The 25,464-nt window shown below is 71.4% G+C and carries 20 protein-coding genes; 10 read left to right on the top strand and 10 right to left on the bottom strand.

Annotated elements, in window-relative coordinates; translation table 11 throughout:
* Positions 1-20 precede the first annotated feature (20 nt).
* Positions 21-785: an alpha/beta fold hydrolase gene (locus ACIA6B_RS03030; protein WP_396770379.1), complete on the top strand. Its 765-nt coding sequence runs from the start codon at positions 21-23 to the stop codon at positions 783-785.
* Here ACIA6B_RS03030 and ACIA6B_RS03025 read toward each other — a convergent pair.
* Together ACIA6B_RS03025 and ACIA6B_RS03020 are read right to left on the bottom strand one after the other, a co-directional pair.
* On the bottom strand, positions 782-1,135 hold the full coding sequence (locus tag ACIA6B_RS03025) for a nuclear transport factor 2 family protein (protein ID WP_396770377.1): 354 nt from the start codon (positions 1,133-1,135) through the stop codon (positions 782-784). The two genes, ACIA6B_RS03030 and ACIA6B_RS03025, sit on opposite strands and share 4 nt — an antisense overlap.
* Positions 1,136-1,323: 188 nt before the next feature.
* On the bottom strand, positions 1,324-2,625 hold the full coding sequence (locus ACIA6B_RS03020) for a M23 family metallopeptidase (RefSeq protein WP_396770375.1): 1,302 nt from the start codon (positions 2,623-2,625) through the stop codon (positions 1,324-1,326).
* A 217-nt stretch (positions 2,626-2,842) separates the two neighbouring features.
* Between ACIA6B_RS03020 and ACIA6B_RS03015 the strand changes: the two genes are divergently transcribed.
* From ACIA6B_RS03015 to ACIA6B_RS02985, 7 genes are all read left to right on the top strand, one after another.
* Positions 2,843-5,314 carry a tetratricopeptide repeat protein gene (locus ACIA6B_RS03015; protein ID WP_396770373.1) on the top strand — a complete coding sequence of 824 codons (2,472 nt, stop codon included), beginning with the start codon at positions 2,843-2,845 and terminating at the stop codon, positions 5,312-5,314.
* A gap of 16 nt (positions 5,315-5,330) precedes the next feature.
* Positions 5,331-5,807 carry a hypothetical protein gene (locus ACIA6B_RS03010; RefSeq protein ID WP_396770371.1) on the top strand — a complete coding sequence of 159 codons (477 nt, stop codon included), beginning with the start codon at positions 5,331-5,333 and terminating at the stop codon, positions 5,805-5,807.
* Positions 5,808-5,891: 84 nt separating this feature from the next.
* Positions 5,892-6,611: a DUF305 domain-containing protein gene (locus ACIA6B_RS03005; protein ID WP_396770369.1), complete on the top strand. Its 720-nt coding sequence runs from the start codon at positions 5,892-5,894 to the stop codon at positions 6,609-6,611.
* Positions 6,612-7,019: 408 nt separating this feature from the next.
* The gene (locus tag ACIA6B_RS03000; RefSeq protein ID WP_396770367.1) at positions 7,020-8,069 is read left to right on the top strand and encodes a trypsin-like serine peptidase; all 1,050 of its coding nucleotides are present in this window, start codon (positions 7,020-7,022) and stop codon (positions 8,067-8,069) included.
* A 218-nt stretch (positions 8,070-8,287) separates the two neighbouring features.
* A complete protein-coding gene (locus ACIA6B_RS02995; protein ID WP_396770365.1) occupies positions 8,288-8,851 on the top strand; it encodes a DinB family protein in 564 nt (187 codons plus the stop codon).
* Between the two features lie 649 nt (positions 8,852-9,500).
* Complete coding sequence (locus ACIA6B_RS02990) at positions 9,501-10,454, top strand: SMP-30/gluconolactonase/LRE family protein (protein ID WP_396770363.1); 954 nt, start codon at positions 9,501-9,503, stop codon at positions 10,452-10,454.
* Between the two features lie 33 nt (positions 10,455-10,487).
* The gene (locus ACIA6B_RS02985; protein ID WP_396770361.1) at positions 10,488-12,221 is read left to right on the top strand and encodes a PQQ-dependent sugar dehydrogenase; all 1,734 of its coding nucleotides are present in this window, start codon (positions 10,488-10,490) and stop codon (positions 12,219-12,221) included.
* A 207-nt stretch (positions 12,222-12,428) separates the two neighbouring features.
* Here ACIA6B_RS02985 and ACIA6B_RS02980 read toward each other — a convergent pair whose 3' ends face one another.
* A complete protein-coding gene (locus ACIA6B_RS02980; RefSeq protein WP_396770359.1) occupies positions 12,429-13,961 on the bottom strand; it encodes a carboxylesterase/lipase family protein in 1,533 nt (510 codons plus the stop codon).
* 355 nt (positions 13,962-14,316) lie between these two features.
* On the opposite strand from ACIA6B_RS02980, the gene ACIA6B_RS02975 reads away from it, so the two are divergent.
* On the top strand, positions 14,317-15,231 hold the full coding sequence (locus tag ACIA6B_RS02975; protein WP_396770357.1) for an AEC family transporter: 915 nt from the start codon (positions 14,317-14,319) through the stop codon (positions 15,229-15,231).
* 87 nt (positions 15,232-15,318) lie between these two features.
* Here the strand turns inward: ACIA6B_RS02975 and ACIA6B_RS02970 are convergent, their stop codons facing one another.
* Both ACIA6B_RS02970 and ACIA6B_RS02965 read right to left on the bottom strand, forming a co-directional pair.
* Complete coding sequence (locus ACIA6B_RS02970; RefSeq protein WP_396770355.1) at positions 15,319-17,283, bottom strand: right-handed parallel beta-helix repeat-containing protein; 1,965 nt, start codon at positions 17,281-17,283, stop codon at positions 15,319-15,321.
* 44 nt (positions 17,284-17,327) lie between these two features.
* A complete protein-coding gene (locus ACIA6B_RS02965; RefSeq protein WP_396770353.1) occupies positions 17,328-18,995 on the bottom strand; it encodes a CocE/NonD family hydrolase in 1,668 nt (555 codons plus the stop codon).
* A 77-nt stretch (positions 18,996-19,072) separates the two neighbouring features.
* On the opposite strand from ACIA6B_RS02965, the gene ACIA6B_RS02960 reads away from it, so the two are divergent.
* Entirely contained in the window at positions 19,073-20,602 is a 1,530-nt protein-coding gene (locus ACIA6B_RS02960) for a glycoside hydrolase family 43 protein (RefSeq protein WP_396770351.1), read from the top strand.
* A 14-nt stretch (positions 20,603-20,616) separates the two neighbouring features.
* Here the strand turns inward: ACIA6B_RS02960 and ACIA6B_RS02955 are convergent, their stop codons facing one another.
* The 5 genes from ACIA6B_RS02955 to ACIA6B_RS02935 form a co-directional block, all read right to left on the bottom strand.
* Complete coding sequence (locus ACIA6B_RS02955) at positions 20,617-21,486, bottom strand: carbohydrate ABC transporter permease (RefSeq protein ID WP_396770349.1); 870 nt, start codon at positions 21,484-21,486, stop codon at positions 20,617-20,619.
* Positions 21,483-22,436, bottom strand: a complete 954-nt coding sequence (locus tag ACIA6B_RS02950; protein ID WP_396771205.1) for a carbohydrate ABC transporter permease — start codon at positions 22,434-22,436, stop codon at positions 21,483-21,485. The genes ACIA6B_RS02955 and ACIA6B_RS02950 overlap by 4 nt, the downstream gene beginning before the upstream one ends.
* Before the next feature lie 71 nt (positions 22,437-22,507).
* Positions 22,508-23,764, bottom strand: coding sequence for an ABC transporter substrate-binding protein (locus tag ACIA6B_RS02945; protein WP_396770347.1), 1,257 nt, complete (start codon positions 23,762-23,764; stop codon positions 22,508-22,510).
* 614 nt (positions 23,765-24,378) lie between these two features.
* Positions 24,379-25,068 (bottom strand): LysE family translocator, encoded by a 690-nt coding sequence (locus ACIA6B_RS02940; RefSeq protein ID WP_396770345.1) that lies wholly within the window; start codon positions 25,066-25,068, stop codon positions 24,379-24,381.
* Positions 25,061-25,459 (bottom strand): hypothetical protein, encoded by a 399-nt coding sequence (locus ACIA6B_RS02935; RefSeq protein ID WP_396771203.1) that lies wholly within the window; start codon positions 25,457-25,459, stop codon positions 25,061-25,063. Before ACIA6B_RS02935 ends, ACIA6B_RS02940 begins: the two co-directional genes overlap by 8 nt.
* Positions 25,460-25,464 lie beyond the last annotated feature (5 nt).

Here is a 25,464-nt window from a genome sequence, read left to right as displayed (position 1 = left end):
TTGATCGTAGCGTGCACCGCATGACGACCTTCGTACTGATTCCCGGGTTCTGGCTCGGCGCGTGGGCCTGGCGCCCGGTCACCGCCGCGCTGCGTGGGCACGGTCACGAGGTGTACCCGCTGAGCCTGACCGGCATGGGCGAGCGCGCCCACCTGGCCCGCCCGGACACCGACCTCGACGTCCACGTCACCGACGTGGTCAACCTGCTGCACTACGAGGACCTGCACGACGTGGTCCTCGTCGGGCACAGCTACGCCGGCGCGGTGGTGACGACCGCCGCCGCCGACCGCATGACCGATCGGATAGCCCAACTGGTCTTCGTCGACACCGGCCCGCTGCCCGACGGGGCGACGAACGACGACTTCAGCCCACCCCGGGAGCGTGAACGCAACGCGGCGGTGGTGGCCGAACACGGCGACGGCTGGCGGCTGCCTCCCCCGCCCTGGGCCGACCTGGCGGCGGGAGCAGCAGATGTGGATGAATCGGTCGTCGCGCTGCTCGGTGAGCGGTCGGTGGCGCAACCGTGGGCGACCGCCACCAGCCCGGTGCGGCTCACCGGGGCGTGGGAGAAGCTGCCCCGCCTCGGCGTGCTGTCCAGCTTCACCGTCGAGCAGGCCCGCGGGATGGCCGCCACCGTGCCACTGTGCCGGCACATGGGCGGCGACTCGTGGCGGTACGCGGAACTGCCGACGTGGCACTGGCCGATGCTCAGCCGACCGGCCGAGCTGGCCCGGATCCTGCACCGGGCCAGACCGACGGCACAGCCCGCGGCGCCGAGGTGCTAGACGGGGACGAAGGTGGCGGCCAGCACCCGCCAGTCGCCGTCCGCACGCACCCACAGTCGGGTGTAGCGCAACCGCGCGGACACGACGGCACCGCCCTGAACGGCATCCACCGCGGCGACCGTGCGGGTCACCCCCGTCTCAGCGTCTTCCTGGACGTCGAGCGACTCCTCCACCAGGTTGGTGATGCGCAGGGCCCCCGTGCGGTAGCTCTCCAGGTCGTCCTCCTTCGTGAAGACCGTGCCGTCCGGCCCGGCGGCCACGAGCCGGGGGTGCAGGAGCGCGTCGAGGGCCTCGACATCACCGGCGCGCTGGGCGGCCTGGAGCCGCCGATCCGCAGTATGGAGATCCATCCGCCGATCCTCTCCAGCGCACCACCGCCAGGACAAGCGGATTCGCTCGCGGCAGAACCGCGGTCGCCGGGCCGAGCCGGATCGCGGCGGAGGGGGTCCGGTCGCGCGCCTGGCGACGCGACGCCGCCTTCCGCGGTTGCCGAATCGGCCGGTCGCCCTGGAGCGACCGGCCGATTCCGCTGTCCGGGCTAGAAGACGCCGCTCGCTCCGGTCGGGTTACCGAGGAAGGGCGTGTTGTAGGCGTAGTGCTGCCCGGTGGTGGAGACCATCACGTAGCCGGGCTGGCCGTCGGTTCGGTAGCTGACGTCGGCGATCTCTCCGGTGACGCCGGCCGGTGAGCCGCCCTGGTACTGGGCGTTGCCGTACGCGTAGATCTGGCCGGCCTTGCTCACGAGGACGTAGCCGAGGCCGTCGGTCGTCCGGGACATGGCGACGATTGCCCGGCTGAACCCGGCGGGCGAGCCGCCGAGGTAGGCGGCGTTGCCGTAGGCGTAGATCTGTCCCATCGACGTGAGCAACCAGTAGCCGCCACCGTCCGGGGTCATCTCGATGTCGACGAAGCTCCCCGAGTAGCCGCCCGGGCTGCCGCCGAGGTACGGCGCGCCGTAGGCGTAGACCTGGCCGGTCGCGCTCAGCATGACGTAGCCCTGGTTGTCCGGCGTCGCGGCCATGGCCACGATCTCCCCGCTGTATCCCGTGGGGCTGCCGCCCTTGTACGGCGCGTTGCCGTAGGCGTAGATCTGCCCGATCGAGGTGAGCAGCCAGTAGCCTCCCCCGTTCGACGTCACCTTCGCATCGGTGAAGCGCCCGGAGTAGCCGGTCGGCGAGCCGCCGAAGTAGCCGCCGTTCCAGGCGTAGACCTGGCCGGTGCTCGACACGTCGGTGTAGGAGCTCGGGCCGGTGATGTGCACGCCGGCGCCGTTGGTGACCGGTTCCGCGCCGGAGGTGGCGCCGATGTTGATCGAGGTCCGGGTCTTCGCGGTGATCACCGTGCCCCGGCCGGCGTTGGCCGAGCACTGGAAGGCGCCGTTCTTGAGGATCTCGAAGTGGACGTGCAGCCCGGTGGAGTCACCGTTGACCGCGGTGTGCCCGATGAGCTGCCCGCGGCTCACCGTCGCGCCGTTGGGAACCAGCGGAGCCGTGGGCGTCTCCCGCAGGTGCGCGTAGCGGGTCGACCAGCCGTTGGCGTGGACGACGTCGAGATAGTTGCCGTAGCCGGCGGGGTCGGCGCCGACGGCGTTCCACCGGACGGTGCCGTCGTAGGCGGCGTACACCTCGGTGGAGGGGCTGCGGGCGATGTCCGTCCCCTTGTGGGTGTGGGTCGGCCGGGGCTCGCCGCACGTGCCGGTCACCGTTCCGTTCGAGGGCCACCACAGGTCGCCGTCGGTGGCGGCGGAGGCGGAGGCCGGAGCGAGCGCGCCCGCCACGGCGATCAGCGACGCCACCAGGTTGACCACCGCCACCCGGCGGCCGATCAGTTGATGTCTCATCCGAGTTTCCCTTCCAACTCGTACGGGTGTTTCGCCAAGCGTCGGCACCGGGGCTCGTCAGTGGCGCGGACAGCGAACACGCTCGGCGTGACGGGCGACGTGAGCTGCGGTGACGGCGGAACAGCGAGCGATCATGGGCGAACGGTGAACGGCGCACCAGCAGCGAGTACCGACACGGAGCGTTGTTGTCGACTACACAGAGCTGGACAATGGCGGGGTGTCGGAGGCGTGGGAGGCCGAGATTCTGGTGCTCTGGCAGCGCCTACGCGCCCCCGCCGAGACATCCGGTCGCGGGGCTGTCCCCTCACTGCGGGCGGTCGCCGCCCGGTCCGGATATTCGGTCGGCTTCCTCAGTGAGGTTCTCCGCGGCCGGAAGCGGCCGAGTCCCGACGCGGCAGCCGCCATCGCCGAGGCACTCGGTGGCACCGCGTACGACGTCCGTGCCGCGCGCACCTACGCGGAGCGGATGCGGGACTCACCGGTGCCCCGCCCGCCCGCCCCGACCCGTGCCCGGGTCCACCGGACCGGGGACCCGCACTGGCCGTGCCGGATCGGTGTCGTGCCCCACGCCGCCGACTGTTGGCAGCGCCGGCCGATCAGCAGCGAGCTGGCCGCGGACAGCCCGGGTACGGCCAGCTCCGAACCGACGTCCGTGCTGACCGGGCTGGGGGGTGTGGGCAAGACACAGGTGGCCGTCGCCCACGCCCTCGACCTGTGGACCCGCGGCGCCCTGGACATGCTGGTCTGGGCCAATGCCGCCCACCGCCACGGCATCGTCGCGGCCTACGCGCAAGCCGCCCAGTTCGCGACCGGCGCCGACCAGACGGACGACACCGAGGCGGCCCGCAGATTCCTGGCCTGGGCCGCCAGCACCGACCGGCGGTGGCTCGTCGTCCTTGACGATCTGGCGGCTCCCGGCGACATCGCCGATCTGTGGCCGCCGAACACCGCCCATGGTCGAACTCTGGTCACGACGAGGCGCCGCGACGCCGCCCTGGCCCACGAGGGCCGCCGGTTCATCACCGTGCAACCCTTCACCCCGGCCGAATCGATGGCGTACCTCACCAAGAAGTTCGCCACCGCTCCGCAGCGCATGCCCGGAGCGGCCCAACTGGCCAACGACCTCGGACACCTGCCGGTGGCGATGGGTCAGGCCGCCGCCTACATCCAGGATCGCGGACTGACCTGCCAGGAGTACCGCCGGCGTCTCACCGCCAGGCTCGCGAAACTCGCCGACCTCCTGCCCGAGCCCGACGCCCTGCCGGACGACTATCACGCCGCCGTCAGCGCGACCTGGTCACTGTCGGTCCGGCTCGCCGACCGTCTGCGCCCGAAGGGCCTGGCGCGTCCCCTGCTGGACATGGCCGCCTGGCTGGATCCCAACGGCATCCCCGTCGTGCTCTTCGAGCACGCCGCCGTCCGCGCCTACCTCGCCCGACGACGGCCGACCGCCGACCTCCGAACCGGCGACGCCTCCGACGCGCTGGGCAGCCTGCACCGATTGAACCTGGTGACCGTCGACGACTCGGCGGCTGTGGTCAGGGTGCACGCCCTGGTTCAGCGGGCCACCCGTGACGGCCTCGGCAGTTCCTGGCGGCGGCACGCACTCCGCGCGGCAGCAGACGCGCTCAACGCCATCTGGCTCGACACCGGCGGCAACGACATACCGGAAGAGGTCCTGCACTCCAACGCGCTCGCACTCCACCGGCACGCCGACGACCAACTCGTCCGCGACGGCGTGCACCCACTGCTGTTCCGGGCGACCACCAGCCTCGGTCGGGCCGGCCACGTGGCGGCAGCCGTACGACTCGCCCAATGGCTGAACGAGACGGCGTCGCGACTGCTCGGCGAAGACCACCCGGACACGCTGGCCGCCCGGGGCGACCTTGCGTTCTGGCGCGGCGAAGCCGGGGCACCGAGCAACGCCGCCGCCGCGGCCCAGCGGCTCGTCGCGGACTGCCGACGGGCACTGGGGCCACGCCACCGACAGACACTCAACGCGCGCCACCACGCAGCCGGCTGGCACGGGCGCGCGGGCGCGCCGCAGCGAGCGGTCGCGGAACTCAGCGACCTGCTGGCCGATCGGATCCGGATTCTGGGCCCGGACGACCCGGACACCCTCAACAACCGCAACAGCCTGGCCGGATGGCTCGGCTACGCCGGCGATCCGCGCGGCGCCGTCGCGGCACTCCGGTCGGTCCTCATGGATCGCGTCCGCATTCTCGGCGACGACCACACGGACACGCTGGACACCCGACACCACCTCGCCCACTGGCTCGGGGAAGCGGGTGACCCGGCAGCCGCCGCGGCGGCATTCGAATCGCTGCTCGACGACCGTCGTCGCGTCCTCGGCGCCCAGCATCGCGACACGCTCGCGACCCGGTACCGACTGGCCCGATGGCGGGCCGCCGCCGGCGACTCCGCCCGGGCACTGCGCGACACGCAGCAACTCGTCGAGGACTGCCGGGAAGCCCTCGGCACGCACCACCCGGACACCCTCACCACTGAGGCGGCACTCGCCGAACTGTACGGCGAGCAGGGGAACCCGCAGCTCGCGGTGGCGTTGCTGAAGAGGGTGCTCACCGACCGGCTCGCGGTGCTCGAGAGGAACCATCCCGACATCGCCAGGACCCGCGAACGACTCGCCCGGTGGACGAGCGCCTCGACGCCGGCACGCGGGGCCGGGTGACGGTAGCGTGAGGGCCGTGACCGGTGTGTCGGCGGCGCGGGGCGGATGGGTTGTCCGCTTCCTGCTGCTGGCCGCCACCCTGATCGGGCTCGCGGCGATGCACAGCCTGGGTCACCAGGCGGCGATGCCCGGCGGGCACGCCGGGCACGGCATGCGCCCGAGCGCGCATCCGGCGACGGCACCGGCCGCGGACCTGACGAGCGGCGCCGCCGCGATGAGCGTCGCCGTCCCGAGCGGGTGCGCCGGCGACGGGTGCCCCCGGCTGGCCGCCGCGCCGGACGGTACGCCGGGACACCTGCCGGGCTGGGCCGTGTGCCTCGCGGTGATCGGCGCGTTCGGGACGGCGCTGGCGCTCGCCGCGGCGCTGGTGGTGACGCGGACGGTTGCCGCGCCCGGCCGTCTGCGCTGGTCGTCGCCGGCCGCCTCCCGGGGACCGCCCGCGGCTCCCCGGCTGGGACAACGCGTCGCCGCGGTGTCGGTGCTGCGCGTATAGGAGCGATTCCGCCGCGACACCCCACGGAGTGTCCGCGCGATCGCTTCCGCGCACGTTCACCGACTCCGAAAGGCTCACCTCGTCATGACCCGTACCATCCTGCGCCGTGCCCTCGTGGCCGGCGTCAGCCTCACCACCGCCACCGCCGTCCTGACCGGCTGCGGCAGCGACGACCACCGTACGGCCGGCGGCGGCCACCGCTCGCCCACCGCCGCCGCGTCCGACACCGCGTCCGCCTCGGCGCACAACGCGGCGGACGTGATGTTCGCGCAGATGATGATCCCGCACCACCAGCAAGCCGTGGCCATGGCCGACCTGGCCGCCACCCGGGCCGCCGACCCGCAGGTCACGCAGCTCGCCGCCCAGATCAGGGACGCCCAGGCGCCGGAGATCGCCACGATGAGCGGCTGGCTGCGCGCCTGGGGCGCGCCCGTGCCGTCCGGAAGCGACAACGCCACACCGGGCAGGGGCATGCCCGGGGTGGATCACGGCAACACCGGCATGCCGGGCATGGGCCACGGTGACAGTGCCAGCCCGACCAACTCCGGGATGCCGGGGATGGCTCACGGCATGCCGGGGATGATGTCCGACGTCGACATGGCCCGGCTGGCGGCGGCCTCGGGGCGGGACTTCGACAGGCGGTTCCTCACCATGATGATCGCCCACCACGAGGGCGCGATCACGATGGCCCGGACCGAGGCCGCCCAGGGCGCCGACAGTGACGCGAAGGCCCTCGCCGAGCGGATCAGCACCACCCAGCGGGCCGAGATCGACACGATGAGGTCCATCCTGGCCCGGATCTGACCGGGAGCGCGGTGGCCGGGTTCGCGTGGTCGCCCGGTCACCGCGCCGGTTCAGGCCAGGCACCCGAGGCTCCTACCTCGATCCATTTTCAGGTGACCTGCATCAATGCGATAACTGCCCACGGTCGCCACGGCCACGCACAAGCCGAGGTGGTGGTGGGATCAACGGATGCGCCAACCGTGGCCAACTCTAATAAAAATTGATGACATTAATATTAATTCCCACTGCCCTGCCTGGCGTAATGTCGGGAGTGGCACCGCTTTATCCCTCTCAGTCAAGCAGGTCAATGTTTGCTCGCTTGGCCACATCTTTCTTCAGATGACACCCGGCGCATTTCGATGACTACCTTTCCGCTTTTCCGTCGTATCTTTCTGTCTCCCCCACACCCCACCCGGAGAGGCAGGGAGAATGTCCCGGAGACTGCTGAGCAGCCTCGCGCTGGTCACCGCGTTGTCCGCGGTGACGCTCACCACCGCGGGCGCCGCCCAGGCGAAGCCCGACACGTCCCACACGGGCGTCGTCGGCGTCGTCGCGCAACTGAGCCCCGAGGTCGCCCGCACCGCCCACGGCACCGGCGTCGACGCCCGCGCCGCCGCGCTGGCCGCCTACTGGACCCCGGATCGGATGCGCGCGGCGCTGCCCGAAAGCGAGATCCCGGCGGTGAAGAACGCCCGCCGCGGCCAGGTCACCGGCGCGACGAGCCGTCCGCAGGGCGCGGCGGGCAGCGTGGCGCCGGCTCCGCCCGTGGCCAAGCCCCGAGCTGACCTGCCCGAGATGGGCACCAACGCCTACGACCCGGCCTACCCGGTCGGACACCCGACCGCCCGGACCACCGGCAAGGTCTTCTTCACGCTCAGCGGCCTCAACTACGTCTGCTCGGCCGCGGTCGTGAACACCGAGGGCAAGTCCTCGGTGTGGAGCGCCGGACACTGCATGACCGGCAACCTCCAGTGGGCCACGAACTGGGCCTTCGTCCCGAACTACGTCAACGGCTCGGCGCCGTACGGCTACTGGTACGCCACGGGGCTCTGGACCACCAGCGCCTGGTACAACAACAACGCCGACTTCGCCAACGACGTCGGCTCGGCGGTCATCGGACGGGTCAACGGCTGGCGGATCACCGACTACCTCGGCGGCCAGGGCATCGCCTGGAACCAGGCGGTCGGCCAGTACGACTACGCCTTCGGATATCCGCAGGCATCCCCGTTCAACGGGCAGACCCTCTGGGCCGAGAACGGCCCGACCTACGACGGTGGCGGCGGCACCATCTACATGACGAACTACATGACCGGTGGTTCCTCGGGTGGTCCCTGGCTCATGGCGTTCGACGGCAACTGGGGCCTCATCAACGGACACAACGACTTCAAGTACAACAACCTCCCGCAGTACATGTTCTCGCCGTACTACGGCAACCAGGTGGCGGGCCTCTACAACACGGTTCGCAACATCTCTTCCTGATCTCTGCCGGAACTGCCCGCCGGGTGCGTCGTCACGCGCCCGGCGGGTGCCGTCATGAAGGCGCTCATCACCGCTGGAGGGGTAGCCGCGAGGGCTGGGCCTGCGGGTCTCGGGTCGCCGCTCGGAGGTCTGGCGTCACACGGCTACCGCCCGCGCCGCCGTTGACCCATCTCGCCCCTCCATCGGGCTCGGAGTCTCGCTGTTCGTAGGGTGTGGAAATGACGAGAGGCGAGCGACTTTCGGCGCAGTTGGACTGGTACTGGCACAAGAACCTGCGGCCACGGCTGGAGGGCCTTACCGACGAGGAGTACTTCTGGGAGCCGGTGCGCGGCTGCTGGAGCATCCGCCCACGGGGCACGTCGGGCGCACCGATGTCGGAAGGTTCGGGGGAATGGACGATGGACCACGTCTTCCCCGCCCCGGCGCCGGCGCCGGTGACCACGATTGCCTGGCGGCTGGCCCACATCATCGTCTCGTGCCTGGGCTATCGGGTCGGTTGGTACTTCGGCGGCCAGGACGTCGACTCCGAGACATTCGCCTACGCGGGGACCGCTGATGAGGCACTGAAACAGCTCGATGAGATGTACGGGAGATGGCGCAAGGGGGTTCACGGCCTCTCGGACGCCGACCTGGACAATCCACCCACCGTGGGGCCCGAGCGGTTTCCTATGGAGAACAGAATCCTGCACGTCAACAGGGAGCTGATCCATCACGGCGCCGAGATTTGCCTGCTACGCGACCTCTACCGCTGGCAGGACGGAGTCGTACCGCGCCGAACATGACTTTTCGGCTACCGGCGATTGAGCGTCGGAAAGCCACGTGGCCTCGGTGACGCTCCGAGCCTGCGAGCTTCGGCAACCGTCGGATCCCGCCACTGCCTCCTGCTGAATCGCGCACCCGAGGGCGCGGCCGGCCGGCGCCGGCGGAAGGTTGCCGGCAGGTCGAGTGAGCCGACCCGGCCCCGTACGTCAAGCGGGCCCCGACCCACGGTCGGACGCTGCCGGAACAGACGGAGCCGGCCCTCGTGTCACGGACCGCACCCCCGACGGACACCGCCGCAGTGGCGCGATTGATCCCACCTCGCCGTGGGAGCACCTGGCGATGCCTGCCCGGGGGTCGCGGAGGGCCCGATGCGGCCGGCCCACCGGGCGCCTTCGGGGCAGGCGCCGAAGGTGATCGTGGGGAAGTGATGCGGCGCGCTGCGTTCTCGCCTAAGCTGCGTCACGTAAACATCGATGTTTATCGATAACAAGCGTCGGCGGCCGGGGCCAGCTCACCGGCAACCACGGGCCTCGCATTCACCAACCCCGATGGGAGTACCCGATGATCTGGCGCCCAACCATCGCCGCACTCACCGGCCTGGGCCTCGCCCTCACCACCGCACCAGGCCCCGTCGGAGCCGCACCCCCGGCACCTCGGCGTGCCGCTCATGTGAACGCTCACACCGACCTGCTCGCCGGTCCGCCCGGCGCGCCCCCCGGGGTCTGCCCGAGCGGCACCGGGTACGGCCCACCCCTGCCGGCCAGCTCCGTGTCCGCCACCAAGATCCAGAGCGGGTTCTCGTTCCTGGAAGGACCGGTCTGGATCTCCGACGGCGGCTACCTGCTGATGTCCGACATGGCCGCGGGCACCGGGCCGAACAACGTGCAGCCCGCCACGATCCGCCGGTTCACCCCGCCGGCGACCTTCGACACCTTCATCGCCAACGCCGGCAGCAACGGCCTGGCGCTCAGCCCTGACGCCCAGCAGATCATCGCCGCCACCCACGACCAGCGGAACGTCTCCGCATACCGGCTGAGCGACCGGGCCCGCAGCACCGTCGCCGCGGACTACCAGGGCCGGGCGTTCAACTCGCCCAACGACGTCACGGTCCGTTCCGACGGCGTCGTCTACTTCACCGACCCCAACTTCCAGCGCGGCAACCGACCTGACCAGATGAGCGGACGCACCAGCGTCTTCCGCGTCTCCGGTGGCCAGGTGTCACTCGTGGACGACCGCCTGCGGCAACCCAACGGCATCGCGCTCTCCCCGGACGGCAGCACGCTCTACGTGGGCGCCTACTCGGAGAACAAGATCTACAAGTACGTCGTCCAGCCCGACGGCAGCACCGGCGCCCGCAGCGTCTTCGTGAACTACCTCGGCGGTCCCGACGGGGTCACCGTCGACTGCGCCGGCAACGTGTACTGGGCCTCCGGCTCGGACGGACTGGTCCACGTCTACTCGCCCGCCGGCGCGCAGCTCGGCACGATCCGCGCCGGCGGCGCCGGAACCACCAACGTGGCGTTCGGCGGAACCGACCGGCAGACCCTCTACGTCACCTCCGGCCGAACGAACGACTCCGGCCTGTACAGCGTGCGACTCAACGTCCCCGGCTACCCGTACTGACCAAGAACCCGGAAAGGAGGAGCACCCGTGCGGATGAGTTCTCGGAAGCTCCGACACCGCGTCCCGCTCGCCCTGCTGATCTGCGCCGGCACCATCCTGACCGGCGTACCCGCCAACGCCGCGCCGGCCGCCCCGGCCACCGGGAGCCGGCCAGCGGCCGGGCTCGCCGCCGACACCAGCCCGCCCAGCCGGCCGACCGGCCTGCGCAGCACCCGGCTGACCTGCCAGTCCGTCACGCTCTCCTGGTACGCCTCCTGGGACAACGTCGGCGTCGCCTTCTACGACATCTACCACGACGGCCAGCTCGTCACCTCGGTCTCGGGACGGACGCTGACCGCCACGCTCGGTGTCGTGCAGGGTGTCACCTGGGGCTGGTACGTCAACGCCCGCGACGCCGCCGGCAACGTCTCGCAGGCCAGCTCCACGCTCTCCGTCACGCCGCCGTTCTGCCAGCAGGACACCTCTCCGCCCAGCACGCCGACCAACCTGGCCGCGACCGTCAACGGCACGGACGTGACCCTCACCTGGTCGGCCTCCACCGACAACGTCGCGGTCACCGGCTACACCATCCTGCGCAACGGTACGGCGGTCGGCTCCACCACCGGCACCGCCGGCAACCCGCCGGCGACCACGTTCACCGACACCGGGCTGACGCCCGACACCGACCACCGGTACACGGTGACCGCCCGGGACGCCCAGGGCAATGTCTCGGGGGCGAGCGCCGCGGTCACCGCGCACACCGGGTCGGGCTGCACGAGCCCGATCTGCGGCGCCACGGCGGTCACCACCGAGCGGGACCTGCCCTGGGGCTTGGTGCAACTGCCCGACGGCACGGTCCTCTACGGCCGGCGCGACCTGTTCGACATCGTCGCCATGAAACCGGACGGCACCGACAAGCACAGCATCGGCACCGTGCCGAACGTGGCCGGCACCAACGGTGAGGGCGGCGTGCTCGGGCTGGCCGTCTCGGCCACCTTCACCACCGACCGCTGGCTGTACATCTACCACACCACCACGACCGACAACCGGATCGTGCGCATCCGCTACGACGGCACGCTGCAAACCACCACCGAGCAGGTGCTCGTCACCGGAATCCCGCGCAACAAGTACCACAACGGCGGCCGGCTGCGCTTCGGCCCCGACGGCAAGCTCTACGCCGCCGCCGGCGACGGACAGAACCCGGACGTGGCCCAGGACACCAACAACCTCGGCGGCAAGGTGCTGCGGCTCAACCCCGACGGCACCGTGCCGGCGGACAACCCCTTCGGCAACTACGTGTGGAGCTACGGCCACCGCAACCCGCAGGGACTCGCCTTCGACTCCCAGGGCCGGCTCTTCGAGCAGGAGTTCGGCAACAACGTCATGGACGAGACCAACATCATCGTCAGGGGCGGCAACTACGGCTGGCCCGCCTGCGAGGGCACCTCCGGCGACTGCGCCAACCCGAACTTCAGGGCCCCGGTCCGGACGTACCCGGTGGCCGAGGCCTCGTGCAGCGGCATCGCCATCGTCCGGGACGTGCTCTACATCGCCTGCCTGCGTGGCAACCGGATGTACCGTGCCGAGATCAGCGGCAACACGCTCACCAACGTCCAGCAGTACTTCGTCGGGACGTACTTCCGGCTGCGCACCGTCGAACCGACCATCGACGGCAACCTGTGGCTGACCACGAGCACCGGCGGGGACAAGGACAGCACCCCGAACAACAGCAACGAGAAGATCCTCAAGGTGACCCTCGGCGGGGCGGCGTCCGGCCCCACGAGCTGAGGCGAGCCGGGAATCCGGCGCCACTGGCCCACGGCGGGTGCCCGCGTCGCGCGGGCACCCGCCGCGCGGCCGGGCCGGGTGTACTGCCCAGGGAGCCTGATCGTCGCCCCACCTGAGCGGAGGAGGGGTCGAGGAGACGATGGAGGCCGGTCGGCCGCGCGTAGGGGCGTGCGCCCGGCCGCCGGCGCCTCCCGTTCCGACGAACCGTCACCGGCCGATCAACGGCAGCGCGGAGAAGGTGTGGTGCTCCCAGATCAGGCGGGAGGACTCCTCCGGATAGGCAGTGACGGTGGACGACGCGTCGAAGCACTGGATCAGCCGGTGCTCCCTCTCGTACGCGGGCCAGCCCGGGTCGCCGTGCGCGGCGAACGACGACCAGGCGGCACGCATCCGAGCGGACAGGGCCCGCACCTCCTCCGCCTCCGGGTCGGCGATCAGCATGGCGACCTGCCCCCGGTCCAGGTTGCCGAACACGAGCGGCACGTCGAGGCCATGGCAGGCGCCGAGCACGCCACCCATGCCGGTGGCCCGCCAGGTCAGCTCGTAGACGTGGACGCGACCGCCACCGACGCGCTGGGCCTCGGCCAGGTGCAGCGACGGCATCCGGAACAGCCAGTCGCCGTGGACCATCTCGTACAGCTCGCCTGGCCCCGCGGTGGGAAAGTCCGCCCGGTAGCGGCGAGCGCCGTCGCGGCCCGGCGCGAACACGTCGAGCGCCTCGGCCGCCTGCTCCTCGGTCACCGCGCCGAGCAGACCGTCGATGGCGGTGAACAGGCGGTGCTCGTCACGGGTGTGCCCGACCAGGAGGTCGACCGCGCGTCCGGCGCCCCGGGCCAGCGCCTCCCAGGGCGCGGCGGGCAGGACCTCGCCGTCGACGACGGGCGCGAAGGGGATGGATCGGTACGCCGGCAGGCCCCACCGGGGCGCCCACTGCGCCATCCCGGCGACGAGCGCGTCGGCGGCGAGGGTCAGCCGGCGCGGAGGAACTCCGGACAGCTCCCCCACCGTCGGGCGCAGTCCCAGCTCAGCCGCGCAGGCGGCACCGATGTCGGCGGCGAGTTCCGGCGAGAAGAACGTGCCGGGCGCACTCTGCACGACGGCCCGGCGGAAAAGCCCCGCCGCGCGCTCCGTTGCCAGGAGCGCGGCGATCGACCCGCCACCGGCCGACTGGCCGAAGACCGTCACCCGGTCGGGTTCGCCGCCGAAGGCCCGGATGTTGTCGCGTACCCATTCGAGCGCGGCGATCTGGTCGAGCAGCCCGCGATTGGCGGGAGCGCCCTCGATCTGCGCGAAGCCCTCGACGCCGACGCGGTAGTTGAACGTCACCACGACGACGCCGTCGTCCCGCGCGAGCCGGCCACCGTCGTACTCGGGAAGACCGGACATGCCGATCGTGTAGGCGCCGCCCTGGATCCAGACCAACACCGGCAGCCGCGCGTCGGGGTCCGGCTCGGGCGACCAGACGTTCACCGTCAGCCAGTCGTCGCCCGCCGCCGCCGTCCGGGCGTCCATGCCGAAGTGCCCGCCCTGTGGGGGTGGCGGGCCGTACGAGGTCGCGTCCCGTACCCCGGTCCAGCCCGGCGCCGGCCGCGGGGCCGCGAAGCGCAGCGCGCCGACCGGCGGCTCGGCGAACGGGATGCCGCGGAAGACCGCCACCCCCGCCTCCTGACAGCCCCGAAGCGACCCGGCCGCCACGCGGACCTCCGGCCGGCGCCCGGACGCCGTCATCTGGTCGGTCATCGTCGAGTTCCCTTCCGCTCCGACCGCGAGCCGATCCACGGGCCCGCGGTCCGACGAGGCGGGCGCGTCACGACCCGTCGAGGATTATCCGGAGCGGACCACCGTGCCGTCATGTGATTTGATTCGGCCTCCCCGGCTACCGGCCGGACTGGTCGCCGCGCCACCACCGTCGCCCGGCGGCACGCGGCGACGCCGGGCGCGTGCGTCCAGATCACCGGCTCCGACCGCACACCCGCGACGGCGAACCGGCAGCCGTGCCCGACTCGCACGGTGTTCCCGTCGCCGCACCGGGACCGGGTCGCCCCGGTGGAGTCGGTCAGGCTGGACGAGGCCCGCAAGCGGACAGGACCCCGGCATGACCTTGATCTCGGCGTTCGTACCGATCTGGATCCTCACCGCGGTCGGCTACGCGGCCTGTCGTCAGGGCCTGCTGGGTGCGGCGGCGGCATCGGTGCTCGGCCGGTTCGTGTTCCACCTCGCGATGCCGTCCGCCCTGTTCCTGACGCTGTCCCGAATGCCGCTGTCCGGCTTCGCCGGTCGCTCGCTGCTCGCCTTCGGGGTGAGCACGGCCGCGGTCGTCGGGGCCGGGTGGCTCGGCGCGAGCCGGCTGTTCGGTCGCGGGCGCGGCGAGCGGCCGGTCTGGGGCATGGCCTCCGGGTACGTGAACTCGGCGAACCTCGGCATCCCGATCGCCACGCAGGTTCTCGGCACCGTGTCGTTCCTGGCGGAGGTGGTGCTGTGGCAGGTGTTGGTGGTGACGCCGATGGTCCTGGTCGTCCTGGACCGACACCGCAACCCGGCCGGGCGGGTACGGATCCGCCGGATCGCCTCCCTACCGGTACGCAACCCGGTGATCCTGGCGTCGCTGCTGGGGGTCGCGTGCTCGGCTGCCGGCCTGCGCCTGCCGTCGGTGGCCGACGCGTCGCTCACCCTGCTGGCGGGCGCCGCGGTTCCGACCGCCCTGGTCGCGCTCGGCGCGTCACTGCACCGCGCGTCGCCGTCGGGGGCCGCGCCGGCCGCACTGGCCACCATCACCGCGCTGAAGCTCGTCGCACAGCCGGTCGTCGCGTACGCGGCCGGGCTGGCCCTGCACCTGTCCCCGCCGCAGTTGCTCGCCGTGGTGGTGTGCGCGGGCCTGCCGACCGCGCAGAACACGTTCATCATCGCCCAGGAGTACGGCGTCGGCGAGACGGTCGCCAACCGGGCGGTGGTGGTGACCACGACGCTGTCGCTGGCCACCCTGGCCGCGGCGGTGGCACTGCTCGGGTAGGCCGTCAGCCGGCGCACCCAGCTCCACGAGCAGGCCCAGCGGACCGGGCGCGGACCGTCGCCGCGCGACCCGGGGGGGCCGCCACGGTCAGTAGACGCGCGTTCGGCGCGGCCCGGACCGAAGTCGCGCGAGCGGGCCGACGGCGCCGTCCCGTCCAGGTTGCCGGGGTGCGCCCGACAGGTCGGTGTCCATGACGGCGGGGCTGCCGTCGACCTCCTCGAACTCCGCGTCGGCGCATCGGACCCGCTCCAGGTCCCGGCCGGTGACCACACCGACCCGGGCCTCGTCGAACGCCTCGGGGAGATCCGTGACGAGCCAGACCGCGCCGTCCTCGTCGACAACTGTCGCGGTCGCCGCGCCCAGCACCCACGGCTCGCGCTCACCCTCGAACGGCCGGGCGCCGGCGGTGTAGGCGTTCCCGCGGGCGTACACCGGTTGTTTCACGTCGAGGTACTTCTGCTGGTCGCTGGGCGGCTGGTCGGCGAGGCGGGCCAGGTACTCCGCGAACGACGCGGGATGGCCGTCGTATCCGGCGGTGCCGGCCAGCGGTGGCCCGTCGCCCTCCGCGCCCGCCCCGTAGGCCGCGCCCGGGTCACCGCCCAGGAAGAGGTTCCCGACGTACCTGTCGTCGCCGCCGTAGATCACCGCGTACCCGGCGACCTGGGTGCTGTGCGGCCGGTGGTAGGGCGTGGCGCGGTCCAGCACCGGCTCCAGCCGCACGGTGCCACAGATCAGGTTGTGGACGAAGGCGCCTCCCTGGCTGAACAGCTCCAGCGAGGCGGGCGAGCCGAAGATGTTGTGCTCGACCAGGTAGGGACCGTGGCTCACCTCGACGAAGAGGTCCCGGCAGTTGTCGTTGTAGACGTTGCGGGACAGCCGGGTGCCCTGTGCCTGCCAGTCCAGCCAGGTGCCGAGCGAGCAGTCGTGGATCCGGTTGTGCCGGATCACCACGTCGATGGCGGCGTGCAGCTTGATGCCGGCGACCTCGTACCCGTAGAACTCGCGCTTCACGCCGATGCGGTGGATGTGGTTGTCCTCGATCGTGGAGAACGCGCATCCGAGGTGACCGACTATCGCGTTCTGGCCGCAGTCGTAGATCGTGTTGCGGCGGATCACGTGCGAGCCGATGTGCTCGCGGTCCCACCCGATCTGGCGGGCCGCGAAGACCGACTCCAACTGGTACTGGTAGCCCGGCTTGTCGCCGCGCAGAGCGGAGTGGTTCTGCCCGGTCGACCCCTCCTTCCCGATCGAGATCGCCGCGCACTTGGCGTCATGGATCACGTTGTCCTCGATGACCCATCCCTTCGCCCAGTGGGGCCCGATCAGGCCCGGCTGGTCGGCGGTCGGCGGCGCCCACGGGCTGGCCGCGTGCGCCAGCTCGAAGCCACGGACCGTGAGGTAGTCCAGGTGCGGCTGTTCCGGGTAGAAGACGCTGCGGCGTACGTTGATCTCGACCAGTTCCGTGTTCGGGTCGGCGCCCTGGAAGTTGGCCCAGATCGTCGTCCGCTCGCCGACCTCGGCGTACCAGACGAGCCGGGTCTGGTCGGGGTCGTCGACCGGACGGGTCATCCGGGTCCAGTCGTCGACGACCTCGGTACGCCGGGGTGGAGCGTCGACCTCCGCCCGGCTGGCCACCTCGAAGAAGCTCACGCCGTTCAGGTAGACGTCGCCGAGGTGCCGGCGTGGCGCACCCGTGCCGTACACGATCCAGTCGCCGGCCACCTCCTCGGCGAACGGGTTGAACGCGCCGAACAGCGCGTTGTCGACGACCGCCCGCCAGACCGTGCCGCCGCGCGGTTCCCAGCCCGTGACGCGCTCCGATCCCTTGATCACCACGTGTTCGCCGGGCGCGGCCTGGTAGGTGATGCGGCGGGAGTCGCTGAGACCGCCCCGGCGTGGTTTCACCCACTCGCGGTACTCCCCCGCGTGCACCACCACGGTGTCACCGGGCTGCGCGACGCCGGCCGCCCGGTTGATCATCCGGAACGGCCGCTCGGCGCAGCCGTCGGCGTGATCCGAACCGGTGGTTGCCACATGGAATACGGATGTCATCCGGGGAGCCTCCTGACGAGTGGTTCACGTGGCCGCCGGCCCGGTCACGTCCAGACCGGCAGGTCGAGCCGGGACGGGTGGGCGCCGTCGTGCGAGATCTCCTGCCGCGCCCGTACCGTGGTGGTCGCGGTGGCGGCGGGCTCGCCGCTGCCGGGATTGCGGGCGTAGCGCGGATGCGCTCCGGAGCTGACCTGCACGGCGACGCGGTGGCCGGCGGCGAAGCGGTGGAACGCCGGCCACAGCGGCACCGCCAGCTCGACGAAACCGTCCTCGTCGGGCCGCGGGTCGGTGGCCGAGGTGCCGACGCCGCCGAGGCGGCGGATGCCGTCGCACACGCTCATCGAGCGACCGTCGGGGTGCACGTCGCAGATCCGGACGAACACGTCCGCGCTGGCCGCCGTCGAGCGGAACCGGACGTGGGCGACCGGCTCCCCGGCGAGGACGACAGCGTGCGCCAGCGGCGGACCGCGGAAGACGACCACGTCCGCCCGGCGTTCGTGGGCGCTGGTGTCGACCGGGCCGGGGGCCGGGCCGGGACCACCGAGCGCGGGTGTGGGCCGGTCGGGATCGTAGGTGTAGCAGGTGCTGCCCCCGTCGGGGACCGCCGCGTCGAGCAGCCCGGACGGGTGCAGGTGCCACCGCTGCACGACGGTGCCCGGCGGCGGCCACGCCGGCAGGTCACGCCACTGATCCGCGCCGGTGAGGAAGGCGCGCACGGGCGCCGGCCGGGCCGCGGGCGCGCCGGCGAAGTGTTCCTTGAGGAACGCGACCGACTCGGCGAGGAACGGACTCCGGTCGCCGCGGTGGCCCCACGGACCGATGGTGAGCCGGGGTGGACGACCGGCGGCGGCGAGTTGGGCGTAGTTGCGCAACTGCCAGGGAAGGAAAATGTCGTACCAGCCGGTGGCCATGTACACGGGCGCGGTCACGTCGGGCACCGACGCGGTGTGCGACTGCCGGGTCCAGTAGTCGTCGGTGAGACTCTCGTGGGCCAGCCAGTCCTGGTACCAGCCGATCGGGTGGCCCGCCACCACGGTGTCGCCGCGGGACAGGGGCAGGACGTCGAAGGCTTCGGCCAGCTTCCGGTCCGGCCACCGCGCGAGCCGCGCCCGGACCAGGGCGCCCCGTACGCCCCGCAGCGCCATCCGGCGCGACCAGCCGAGCGAACCGCCCAGCGAGAAGGCGCCGTTGTTCCAGGTGACCGCGCCGAAGTCGGCCATCGTGACGTTCAGGCACAGGGCGTCCGGCGCGTGCCCGGGATCGTCGCGGCACATCAGTCCCGCCACGGCCCACTGGACGTAGCCGAGGTAGCTCTCCCCGTACGTCGCGACCGTGCCGGTGAACCAGGGCTGGCGACGTACCCACCGGTGGGTGGCTATGCCGTCGCGCTGCTCGTCGAGCTGCGGCCGGAAGCTGCCACCGGAGCCGCCCGTGCCGCGGCAGCTCTGCACCAGAACCGTGAACCCCTCGCCCGCCAGCGCCGGCGCGTGGGTGAGAGAGCCGTGCCGGCCGTACGGCGAGCGGACGACGACGGTGGGCAACGGCGGTTCGACCGGGCCGAGCGGCAGGTAGAGGTCGGCGCGCAGCTCGACGCCGTCGTCCATCGGCACGCGCAGCCCGCGCCGCACGGTGAAGGCGTACGGCGGCTCCGTGGCCGGGTGGCGACGGGCGCGCCGGAGCCGGCCGGACAGTCGGCGGCGGAGGCTCGTCATCACCCGGCCCCGGTGCTGGCGGTGATCGACGACACGACCGGCTTGCCGAAACGGATGACGACATCGACACTCATGCCGTGTCCGCATCCGGTGAGTCCCTCAGCGACCGCAACCCGATCCTCCCGGGTTTCTGGCCCGATCCGAGCATCTGCCGCGCCGGCGACGACTACTACCTGGTGTGTTCGAGCTTCGAGTACTCGCCCGGTGTGCCGATCTTCCACAGTCGGGACCTGTTGAGTTGGCGCCAGATCGGCAACGTGCTCGACCGCGCCGACCAGCTTCGGCTGCCTCCCGACACGCTGGCCTCGCGGGGCATCTACGCGCCGACGATCCGCCACCACGACGACCGGTTCTGGGTGGTCACGACGAACGTCACGCTCGGTCGGCACCTGATCGTCACAGCGACCGATCCCGCCGGCCCGTGGTCGGATCCGGTCTACCTGGACCTGCCGCACGTGGACCCGTCGCTGGCCTGGGAGGACGACGGCACCTGCTGGCTGACGGTGTCGGGCGTCGAGTCGTACCGGATCGACCCGGACACCGGAGAGGTCTTCGAGGGGCCGGTGCCGATGTGGTCGGGCACGGGTGGCCAGTACCCGGAGGCGCCGCACCTGTACCGGGTCGGCGACTGGTGGTACCTGCTCGTCTCGGAGGGTGGTACCCACACCGGCCACGCGGTGAGCGTCGCCCGCGCGCGCTCGCCGCGCGGGCCGTTCCAGCCCGGGCCGGCCAATCCGATCCTGACGCATCGCGGCACCGACCGGCCGGTGCAGGCGACCGGGCATGCCGACCTGGTCGAGGCCGCCGACGGCAGTTGGTGGATGGTCCTGCTGGGCATCCGGGCCAAGGGGCACTGGCCGCCCTACCACGTGCTCGGGCGGGAGACGTTCCTGGCGCCGGTGCGCTGGGTCGACGGGTGGCCGGTGGTCGACCCCGTCCGGTCCGGGACCGGCTCGGCGGGGACGAGCGGATGGCACGACCGGGACGACTTCGATGACGAGCGGCTAGGACCACAGTGGATCTCTCCCCGGGACCGGCCCGCCTCGGCGTGGTCGTTGACCGACCGGCCCGGCTGGCTGACCCTGCACGCGACCGGCGACAGCCTCGACCGGAGCGGCGCCACCGTCGTCGGCCGTCGCCAGCAGCACCACGACTGCCGGGTCAGCGTCCGCGTCGATCCCGGCGCGAGCCGCTGCGGCCTGACGATCAGGATCGACGAGGCCCACCACTACGACCTGGAGCTCGCGCGGGGCCGGGCTCGGGTCGTCGGCCGGGTCGGGCCGTTCCGTCAGGTGTTCGGGGAGTGTCAGGTGCCGGCGGGAGCGGTGACCGTGGCAGTGAGCATCCGGAGCACCGACGTGCTGCCGCCGACGGTCACCTCGTCCGACGATCTCGCGCGGGCGGGCCACGTGGGCGTCGTGGCCGCCGGCAGTGACACGATCAGGTTCGAGGTCGAGACCGGAGCCGGCTGGGCGTGCCTGGCGGAGCTGGACGGACGCTACCTGTCCACCGAGGTCGCCTCCGGCTTCACCGGGCGGGTCGTCGGCATGTACGTCACCGAGGGAACCGCCGGGTTCGACTGGTTCGACTACCGGCCGACCGGGTGACGGGACCGGCCCGCTCACCCCTTGAACGCGCCTTCCATGATGCCCTGCACCAGGCGTCGTCCGACGAAGACGAACAGCACCAGCAGCGGGAGGGTGGCCAGGAAGGAGCCGGACATGGCCAGGCCCAGATCGATGTCCCGGTTCTGTTGCAGTGCCTTGATGGCGATCTGGACGGTGTAGTTCTCCGGCGACTTCAGGACGATGAACGGCCACAGGAAGTCGTTCCACGCGTAGACGAACGTGAACAGCCCCAGCACGTACGCCGCCGGGCGGACCAGCGGGAAGGCGATCCGCCAGAAGATCTGCCAGGTGGTCGCGCCGTCCACCCGCGCCGCCTGCATCAGCTCGTCGTCGATGGTGCTGCCGATGTGCTGGCGCATCCAGAAGATGCCGAACGCGCTGACCAACCCGGGAACGATCACCGCCTGAAGACTGTCGACCCAGTTGAGCTGGGAGATAATCAGGTACTGCGGCACCACGGCCAACTGCGCCGGCACCGTCATGGTCAGCACGACGATGAGGAACAGCGTGTTGCGGCCGGGAAAGGACAGCTTGGCGAAGGCGAAGCCGGCCAACGCGCAGAGCAGCGCCTGGCCCACGGCGATCGTGCCGGCGACGATCAGACTGTTGAGCAGGGACTGCACGAACGGCACGATGGTGAGGACCAGCTCCGCCAGGTGCAGGAAGTTGCCGCCGGGCGTGATCGTCGGGGGCAGGGTCGTCGCGGTGGCGGAGTCCGTCGTCGCCACCACGAACATCCAGTAGAGCGGAAAGACGCTGCCGAGCGCGGTGAGGGTGAGCAGCGCGTACACCGGGAGCGGGACGCGGTTGGCCGAGCGTCGCCTGGCCCGCCCGGGCGCGGCGGTCGGAGGTACGGGCTTCATGGGCGCTCCGAGCGGATGCGGGTGGCCAGTAGGTAGTTGAGTCCGGAGAAGGCCACCACGATGACGAAGAGCGCGACGCCGACCGCCGCGCCGTAGCCGAAGTGGAACTGCCCGAAGGACTGCTCGTAGAGGTAGAGGGTGACGGTCTGGCACTGCCGTGCCGCTCCGCACGTGAGTCCGCCGACCGGGTTGGCCAGCAGCGGCTCGGTGAAGACCTGCAACCCGCCGATGGTCGACGTCACGACGGTGAACGCGATGATCGGCCGTAGCGAGGGGATGCTGATGTGCAGGAACTGTTTCCAGCCGTTCGCACCGTCGGCGGCGGCGGCCTCGTACAGTTCCCGGGGCACCGCCTGGAGCGCGGCGAGGTACAGCAGCGTGTTGTATCCGGTCCAACGCCAGGCGATCATCGTGGCGATCATGATGTGGCTGCCCCACAGCGACGCCGTGAAGTCGATGTGGTCGAAGCCCAACAAGCCGAGGAACCAGTTGATCATGCCGTAGTCGCGGTCGAACATCTGGGCGAAGACGATTGTCGTGGCCGCCACCGAGGTGACGTAGGGAACGAGCACCGACATCCGGAACAACGCGGCCAGCCGCAGCCGCGCGTGGTTGAGCAGGTGGGCCAGGCCGAGCGCCAGGAGCAACTGCGGCACCGTCGACAGCACCCAGATGCTGAACGTGTTCCGCAGCGCCCCCCAGAAGCGCGGGTCGTGCAGGAGTTCGGAGAAGTTGTCCAACCCGACGAAACGGTGCTCACCGATCGGGTCCCAGTCGAACAGGGAGATGTAGAAGGTGAACAGCAACGGGAAGAGACCGAAGATCAGAAAGAGCACGAAGAACGGCGAGATGTACGCGTACGGCGCCAGGGACTCCCGTACGCCCTGCCGGATCCGCCGCGTGCGACGGGGCCGCCGGAGGTCCGGTGCGGCCGTGGCCGGGGTGAGCATGGTGGTCAAGGCGTCACCTTCCCGATGGGCGGCGGCCGGACGGAGCCCGGCCGCCGCGCGTCAGCCCTCCGTCATTCGCGTACGGCGTTCTTGACGTTCTTCAGCGCGGTGTTCCAGGCATCGGCCGGGGCCACCTTGCCCTGCTCCACGCTGGTGAGCGTGTTGAGGAACTCGGTGCCGACGGGGCCGTCCTGCGGACCGAAGTAGAAGGGCTTGATCCCCACCACCGACTGGGTGTAGATCTTGCCGATCGGCGCGTTGCTGAAGAACGGGTCGGTCTTGCCGACCAGTTGCGGGTCCGTGTAGACCGACGGCGTGGTGGGCAGCGACCCCTGCATCAGGAAGTGGTCCAGTTGCCCCTTCGGCGACTGCATCTCGGCGATGTAGTTCCACGCCGCCTTCGCGTTCTTGGCGCGCTTGGGAATGGCGAGGAAGCTGCCGCCCCAGTTCCCCGAGCCGCCGGGAATGGTGGCGATGTCCCACTTGCCGTTCGTCTCGGGGGCGTTCGTCTTCATCTGGCTGAGCATCCAGGACGGTGAGCACACCACCGCGTAGTCGCCCTTCTTCATGGCCGCGGTCCAGCCGGACGAGAACGACCCCTGCTTGGCGGAGATGCCCGCGCCGAATGCCTTCAGCGTCACGTCGAACGCCGACTTGACCTGATCGTTGTCGTAGTCCAGCTTGCGGTCGGCGCTGTAGTAGCGCTGGCTGCCCTGGTTGACCGCCTGGAAGAAGACGCTTGTCGGCGTGTTGTCCACGAACGGCTTCCCGGTCTGCTGGACGTACTTCCTGCCGACGTCGATGAACTTGTCCCACGTCGGCCAGAGCTTGGCGACCTCGTCCCGGTCGGTGGGCAGGCCGGCCGCCTTGAACAGGTCGGTCCGGTAGGCGACCGCCAGGCCGCCGACGTCGGTCGGCACACCGATGATCTTGCCGTCCTCGGTCGTCGACTGCGCCATCACCCAGTCGAGGTAGTTGCCCTTGATGTCGCCCGCGCCCAGCGTGGTGAGGTCGACGAAGTTGTCCGGCGACTGCATGAACTTCGGCAGGTCGTCGGCCTGGATCAGCACCAGGTCGGGCACCTTGCCACCGGCCAGCGCGGCGGTCAGCGCCTGCGCGGTCTCGGTCGTGCTGCCCACCTCGGTGAGCTTGACCCGCACGTCCGGGTGCGCCTTGGTGTAGACGTCGACGTCGGCCTTCTGGTTGATGTTGGCGAACGACCAGAACTCGAAGGTCTTCGAGTCGGACGTGCCGTCTGATCCCCCACAGCCGGCGAGGAGGAGCGCGAGGGTGGCGATGACGGCTGCGGTGCTCCGGACGCGTTTCAACGGCCCTCCATCGGTGATCGTGAGCGGCGGTGGTCGGGTGACCGCGGCGGGTCAGGGCGACGGGTTCCCACCAGCGGGCACGCGGGCGGAAGCCGACGGACGGCTCACCGACGGTCAGCCGCGGCCATGTCGTCGCCTCGGAAAATTATCGAGATATTTACATCTGATGATTCGTTCGCTGAGGCTACTCAGTGCCCCGGTCATCCGTCAATGACCGCGCTGCCAGCAGGAGCACCGGACGGCAGGCCAGCATCCCGACCGGCACAGCGCCGAAAGTTTCGGGGCGGGTGCCGCAACTCGGCGCGAGGAAGGCCACCACGAGGAGCCGCCGCCCCTCCTGCTCGACCTGGCGGACGCCGCTGCGCCCCTCCGGGTCCCGGAACGGATGGGGTGGCCGCACCAGACGCCGGCAGGCGCGCAGTCGCTTGTCGCAGGCCCTGGGCCGGTGCCGGGAACAGCGGTTGGTCGCCGACGCCGGGCGCCGCAGTGGTCACGGCGGCGGAGCGCCGCAGTGGTCACGGCGGCGGGAACCCCGCCGGCGCCGAGGCGCTCCCCGGGCGGGGCAGGCGGCGGTGGCCGGCACCCCGGAGGCGGGGTGCCGGCCACCATCGTGCTCACCGGGTCAGCGCGATCCGCACGGCGAGGACGATCAGGATCACGCCGGTCAGCCGCTCGATGACCAGGAGCACCGCCGGGCGGGTCAACCAGGCGTGCAACCTGTCGATGAGCAGGATGTAGCACGCCCACCAGAGCACCGCGAGACCGATGAACGTCGCGGCGAGCACCGCCGTGCGGGCCGCCGCGCCGTCGCCGGACGTGACGAACTGCGGGACGAACGAGACGTAGAAGATGACCACCTTGACGTTCAGCAGCTGGCTGGTGATTCCCATGACGAACGAGCGGCGGGCCACGTGCGGCTCGTCGGCCGCCGGGGCCGGCTCGGGCGGCGCGCTCGGGGTGTCGCCGCCCCCGCCGGCGCCCACCGGGACCGGCTGCGCGGCCGGCACGGGGCGTCGGGGCCGGGTGGCCCAGAGAATGCTGCCCCCCAGGTAGACCAGGTAGAGGGCGCCGGCGATGCGCAGCACGGTGTAGAGCCGCGGCGAGGACACCAGCAGCGCCGAGAGCCCGGCCGTGGCGAGCGTGGCGTGCACCAGGGCGGCCACGAAGAGCCCGGCCAGCACCACGAACCCGGCTCGCCGCCCGTACCGCACGGTCTGCCGGGTGACCAGGGCGAAGTCCACCCCGGGCACGACGATGATCAGGATGCTCGCGGCGACGAAGCTGACGAGCTGAATGTCAGACATGCTGGTGGATCTCTTCCTGTACGCGGAGGGCCGGGACGGCCTCCTCGATGACCGACACGCCGCTGTCCCGGCGCGGCCCGTGCCGGCGCCACTGCTCGCGCAGGCGGATCCGCCCGTCCGGCAGCCGCTCGGGACGGGAGACGCACTCGCCGACGACGATGGTGCCGTCGGTGAGCACCTCCAGGTAGGCGAAGCGCACCACCCCCTCGGCGTCGCAGGTCCCGGCCAGCGAGCCGTGCCGCACCGCGCCGCCGGTGATCTCGGCCCAGACCAGGTCGCCGCGCTGGTGGTAGTGCCCGGTCAGCGGCCCGGCGTCGCCGGTCGTGCCGTGGTCGGTGCCGGCCTGGTCGGCGGCGACGAAGACCCGGCCGTCGTAGTCGAAGGAGGCCATCGGGA

Origin of the sequence: Micromonospora sp. NPDC051141, assembly GCF_044455765.1 — a bacterium.
GTDB lineage: Bacteria > Actinomycetota > Actinomycetes > Mycobacteriales > Micromonosporaceae > Micromonospora.
This window is presented reverse-complemented; position numbering and strand designations above follow the sequence as displayed.

What these genes read in the sequence shown, in the direction of transcription:
- ACIA6B_RS02975 (WP_396770357.1), top strand. Translation starts at nt 14,317, where the DNA reads ATGACCTTGATCTCGGCGTTCGTACCGATCTGGATCCTCACCGCGGTC.
- ACIA6B_RS03025 (WP_396770377.1), bottom strand. Translation starts at nt 1,135, where the DNA reads ATGGATCTCCATACTGCGGATCGGCGGCTCCAGGCCGCCCAGCGCGCC.
- ACIA6B_RS03020 (WP_396770375.1), bottom strand. Translation starts at nt 2,625, where the DNA reads ATGAGACATCAACTGATCGGCCGCCGGGTGGCGGTGGTCAACCTGGTG.
- ACIA6B_RS03030 (WP_396770379.1), top strand. Translation starts at nt 21, where the DNA reads ATGACGACCTTCGTACTGATTCCCGGGTTCTGGCTCGGCGCGTGGGCC.
- ACIA6B_RS03005 (WP_396770369.1), top strand. Translation starts at nt 5,892, where the DNA reads ATGACCCGTACCATCCTGCGCCGTGCCCTCGTGGCCGGCGTCAGCCTC.
- ACIA6B_RS03000 (WP_396770367.1), top strand. Translation starts at nt 7,020, where the DNA reads ATGTCCCGGAGACTGCTGAGCAGCCTCGCGCTGGTCACCGCGTTGTCC.
- ACIA6B_RS02970 (WP_396770355.1), bottom strand. Translation starts at nt 17,283, where the DNA reads ATGACATCCGTATTCCATGTGGCAACCACCGGTTCGGATCACGCCGAC.
- ACIA6B_RS02995 (WP_396770365.1), top strand. Translation starts at nt 8,288, where the DNA reads ATGACGAGAGGCGAGCGACTTTCGGCGCAGTTGGACTGGTACTGGCAC.
- ACIA6B_RS02985 (WP_396770361.1), top strand. Translation starts at nt 10,488, where the DNA reads ATGAGTTCTCGGAAGCTCCGACACCGCGTCCCGCTCGCCCTGCTGATC.
- ACIA6B_RS02950 (WP_396771205.1), bottom strand. Translation starts at nt 22,436, where the DNA reads ATGCTCACCCCGGCCACGGCCGCACCGGACCTCCGGCGGCCCCGTCGC.
- ACIA6B_RS02940 (WP_396770345.1), bottom strand. Translation starts at nt 25,068, where the DNA reads ATGTCTGACATTCAGCTCGTCAGCTTCGTCGCCGCGAGCATCCTGATC.
- ACIA6B_RS02935 (WP_396771203.1), bottom strand. Translation starts at nt 25,459, where the DNA reads ATGGCCTCCTTCGACTACGACGGCCGGGTCTTCGTCGCCGCCGACCAG.
- ACIA6B_RS02955 (WP_396770349.1), bottom strand. Translation starts at nt 21,486, where the DNA reads ATGAAGCCCGTACCTCCGACCGCCGCGCCCGGGCGGGCCAGGCGACGC.
- ACIA6B_RS02980 (WP_396770359.1), bottom strand. Translation starts at nt 13,961, where the DNA reads ATGACCGACCAGATGACGGCGTCCGGGCGCCGGCCGGAGGTCCGCGTG.
- ACIA6B_RS02965 (WP_396770353.1), bottom strand. Translation starts at nt 18,995, where the DNA reads ATGACGAGCCTCCGCCGCCGACTGTCCGGCCGGCTCCGGCGCGCCCGT.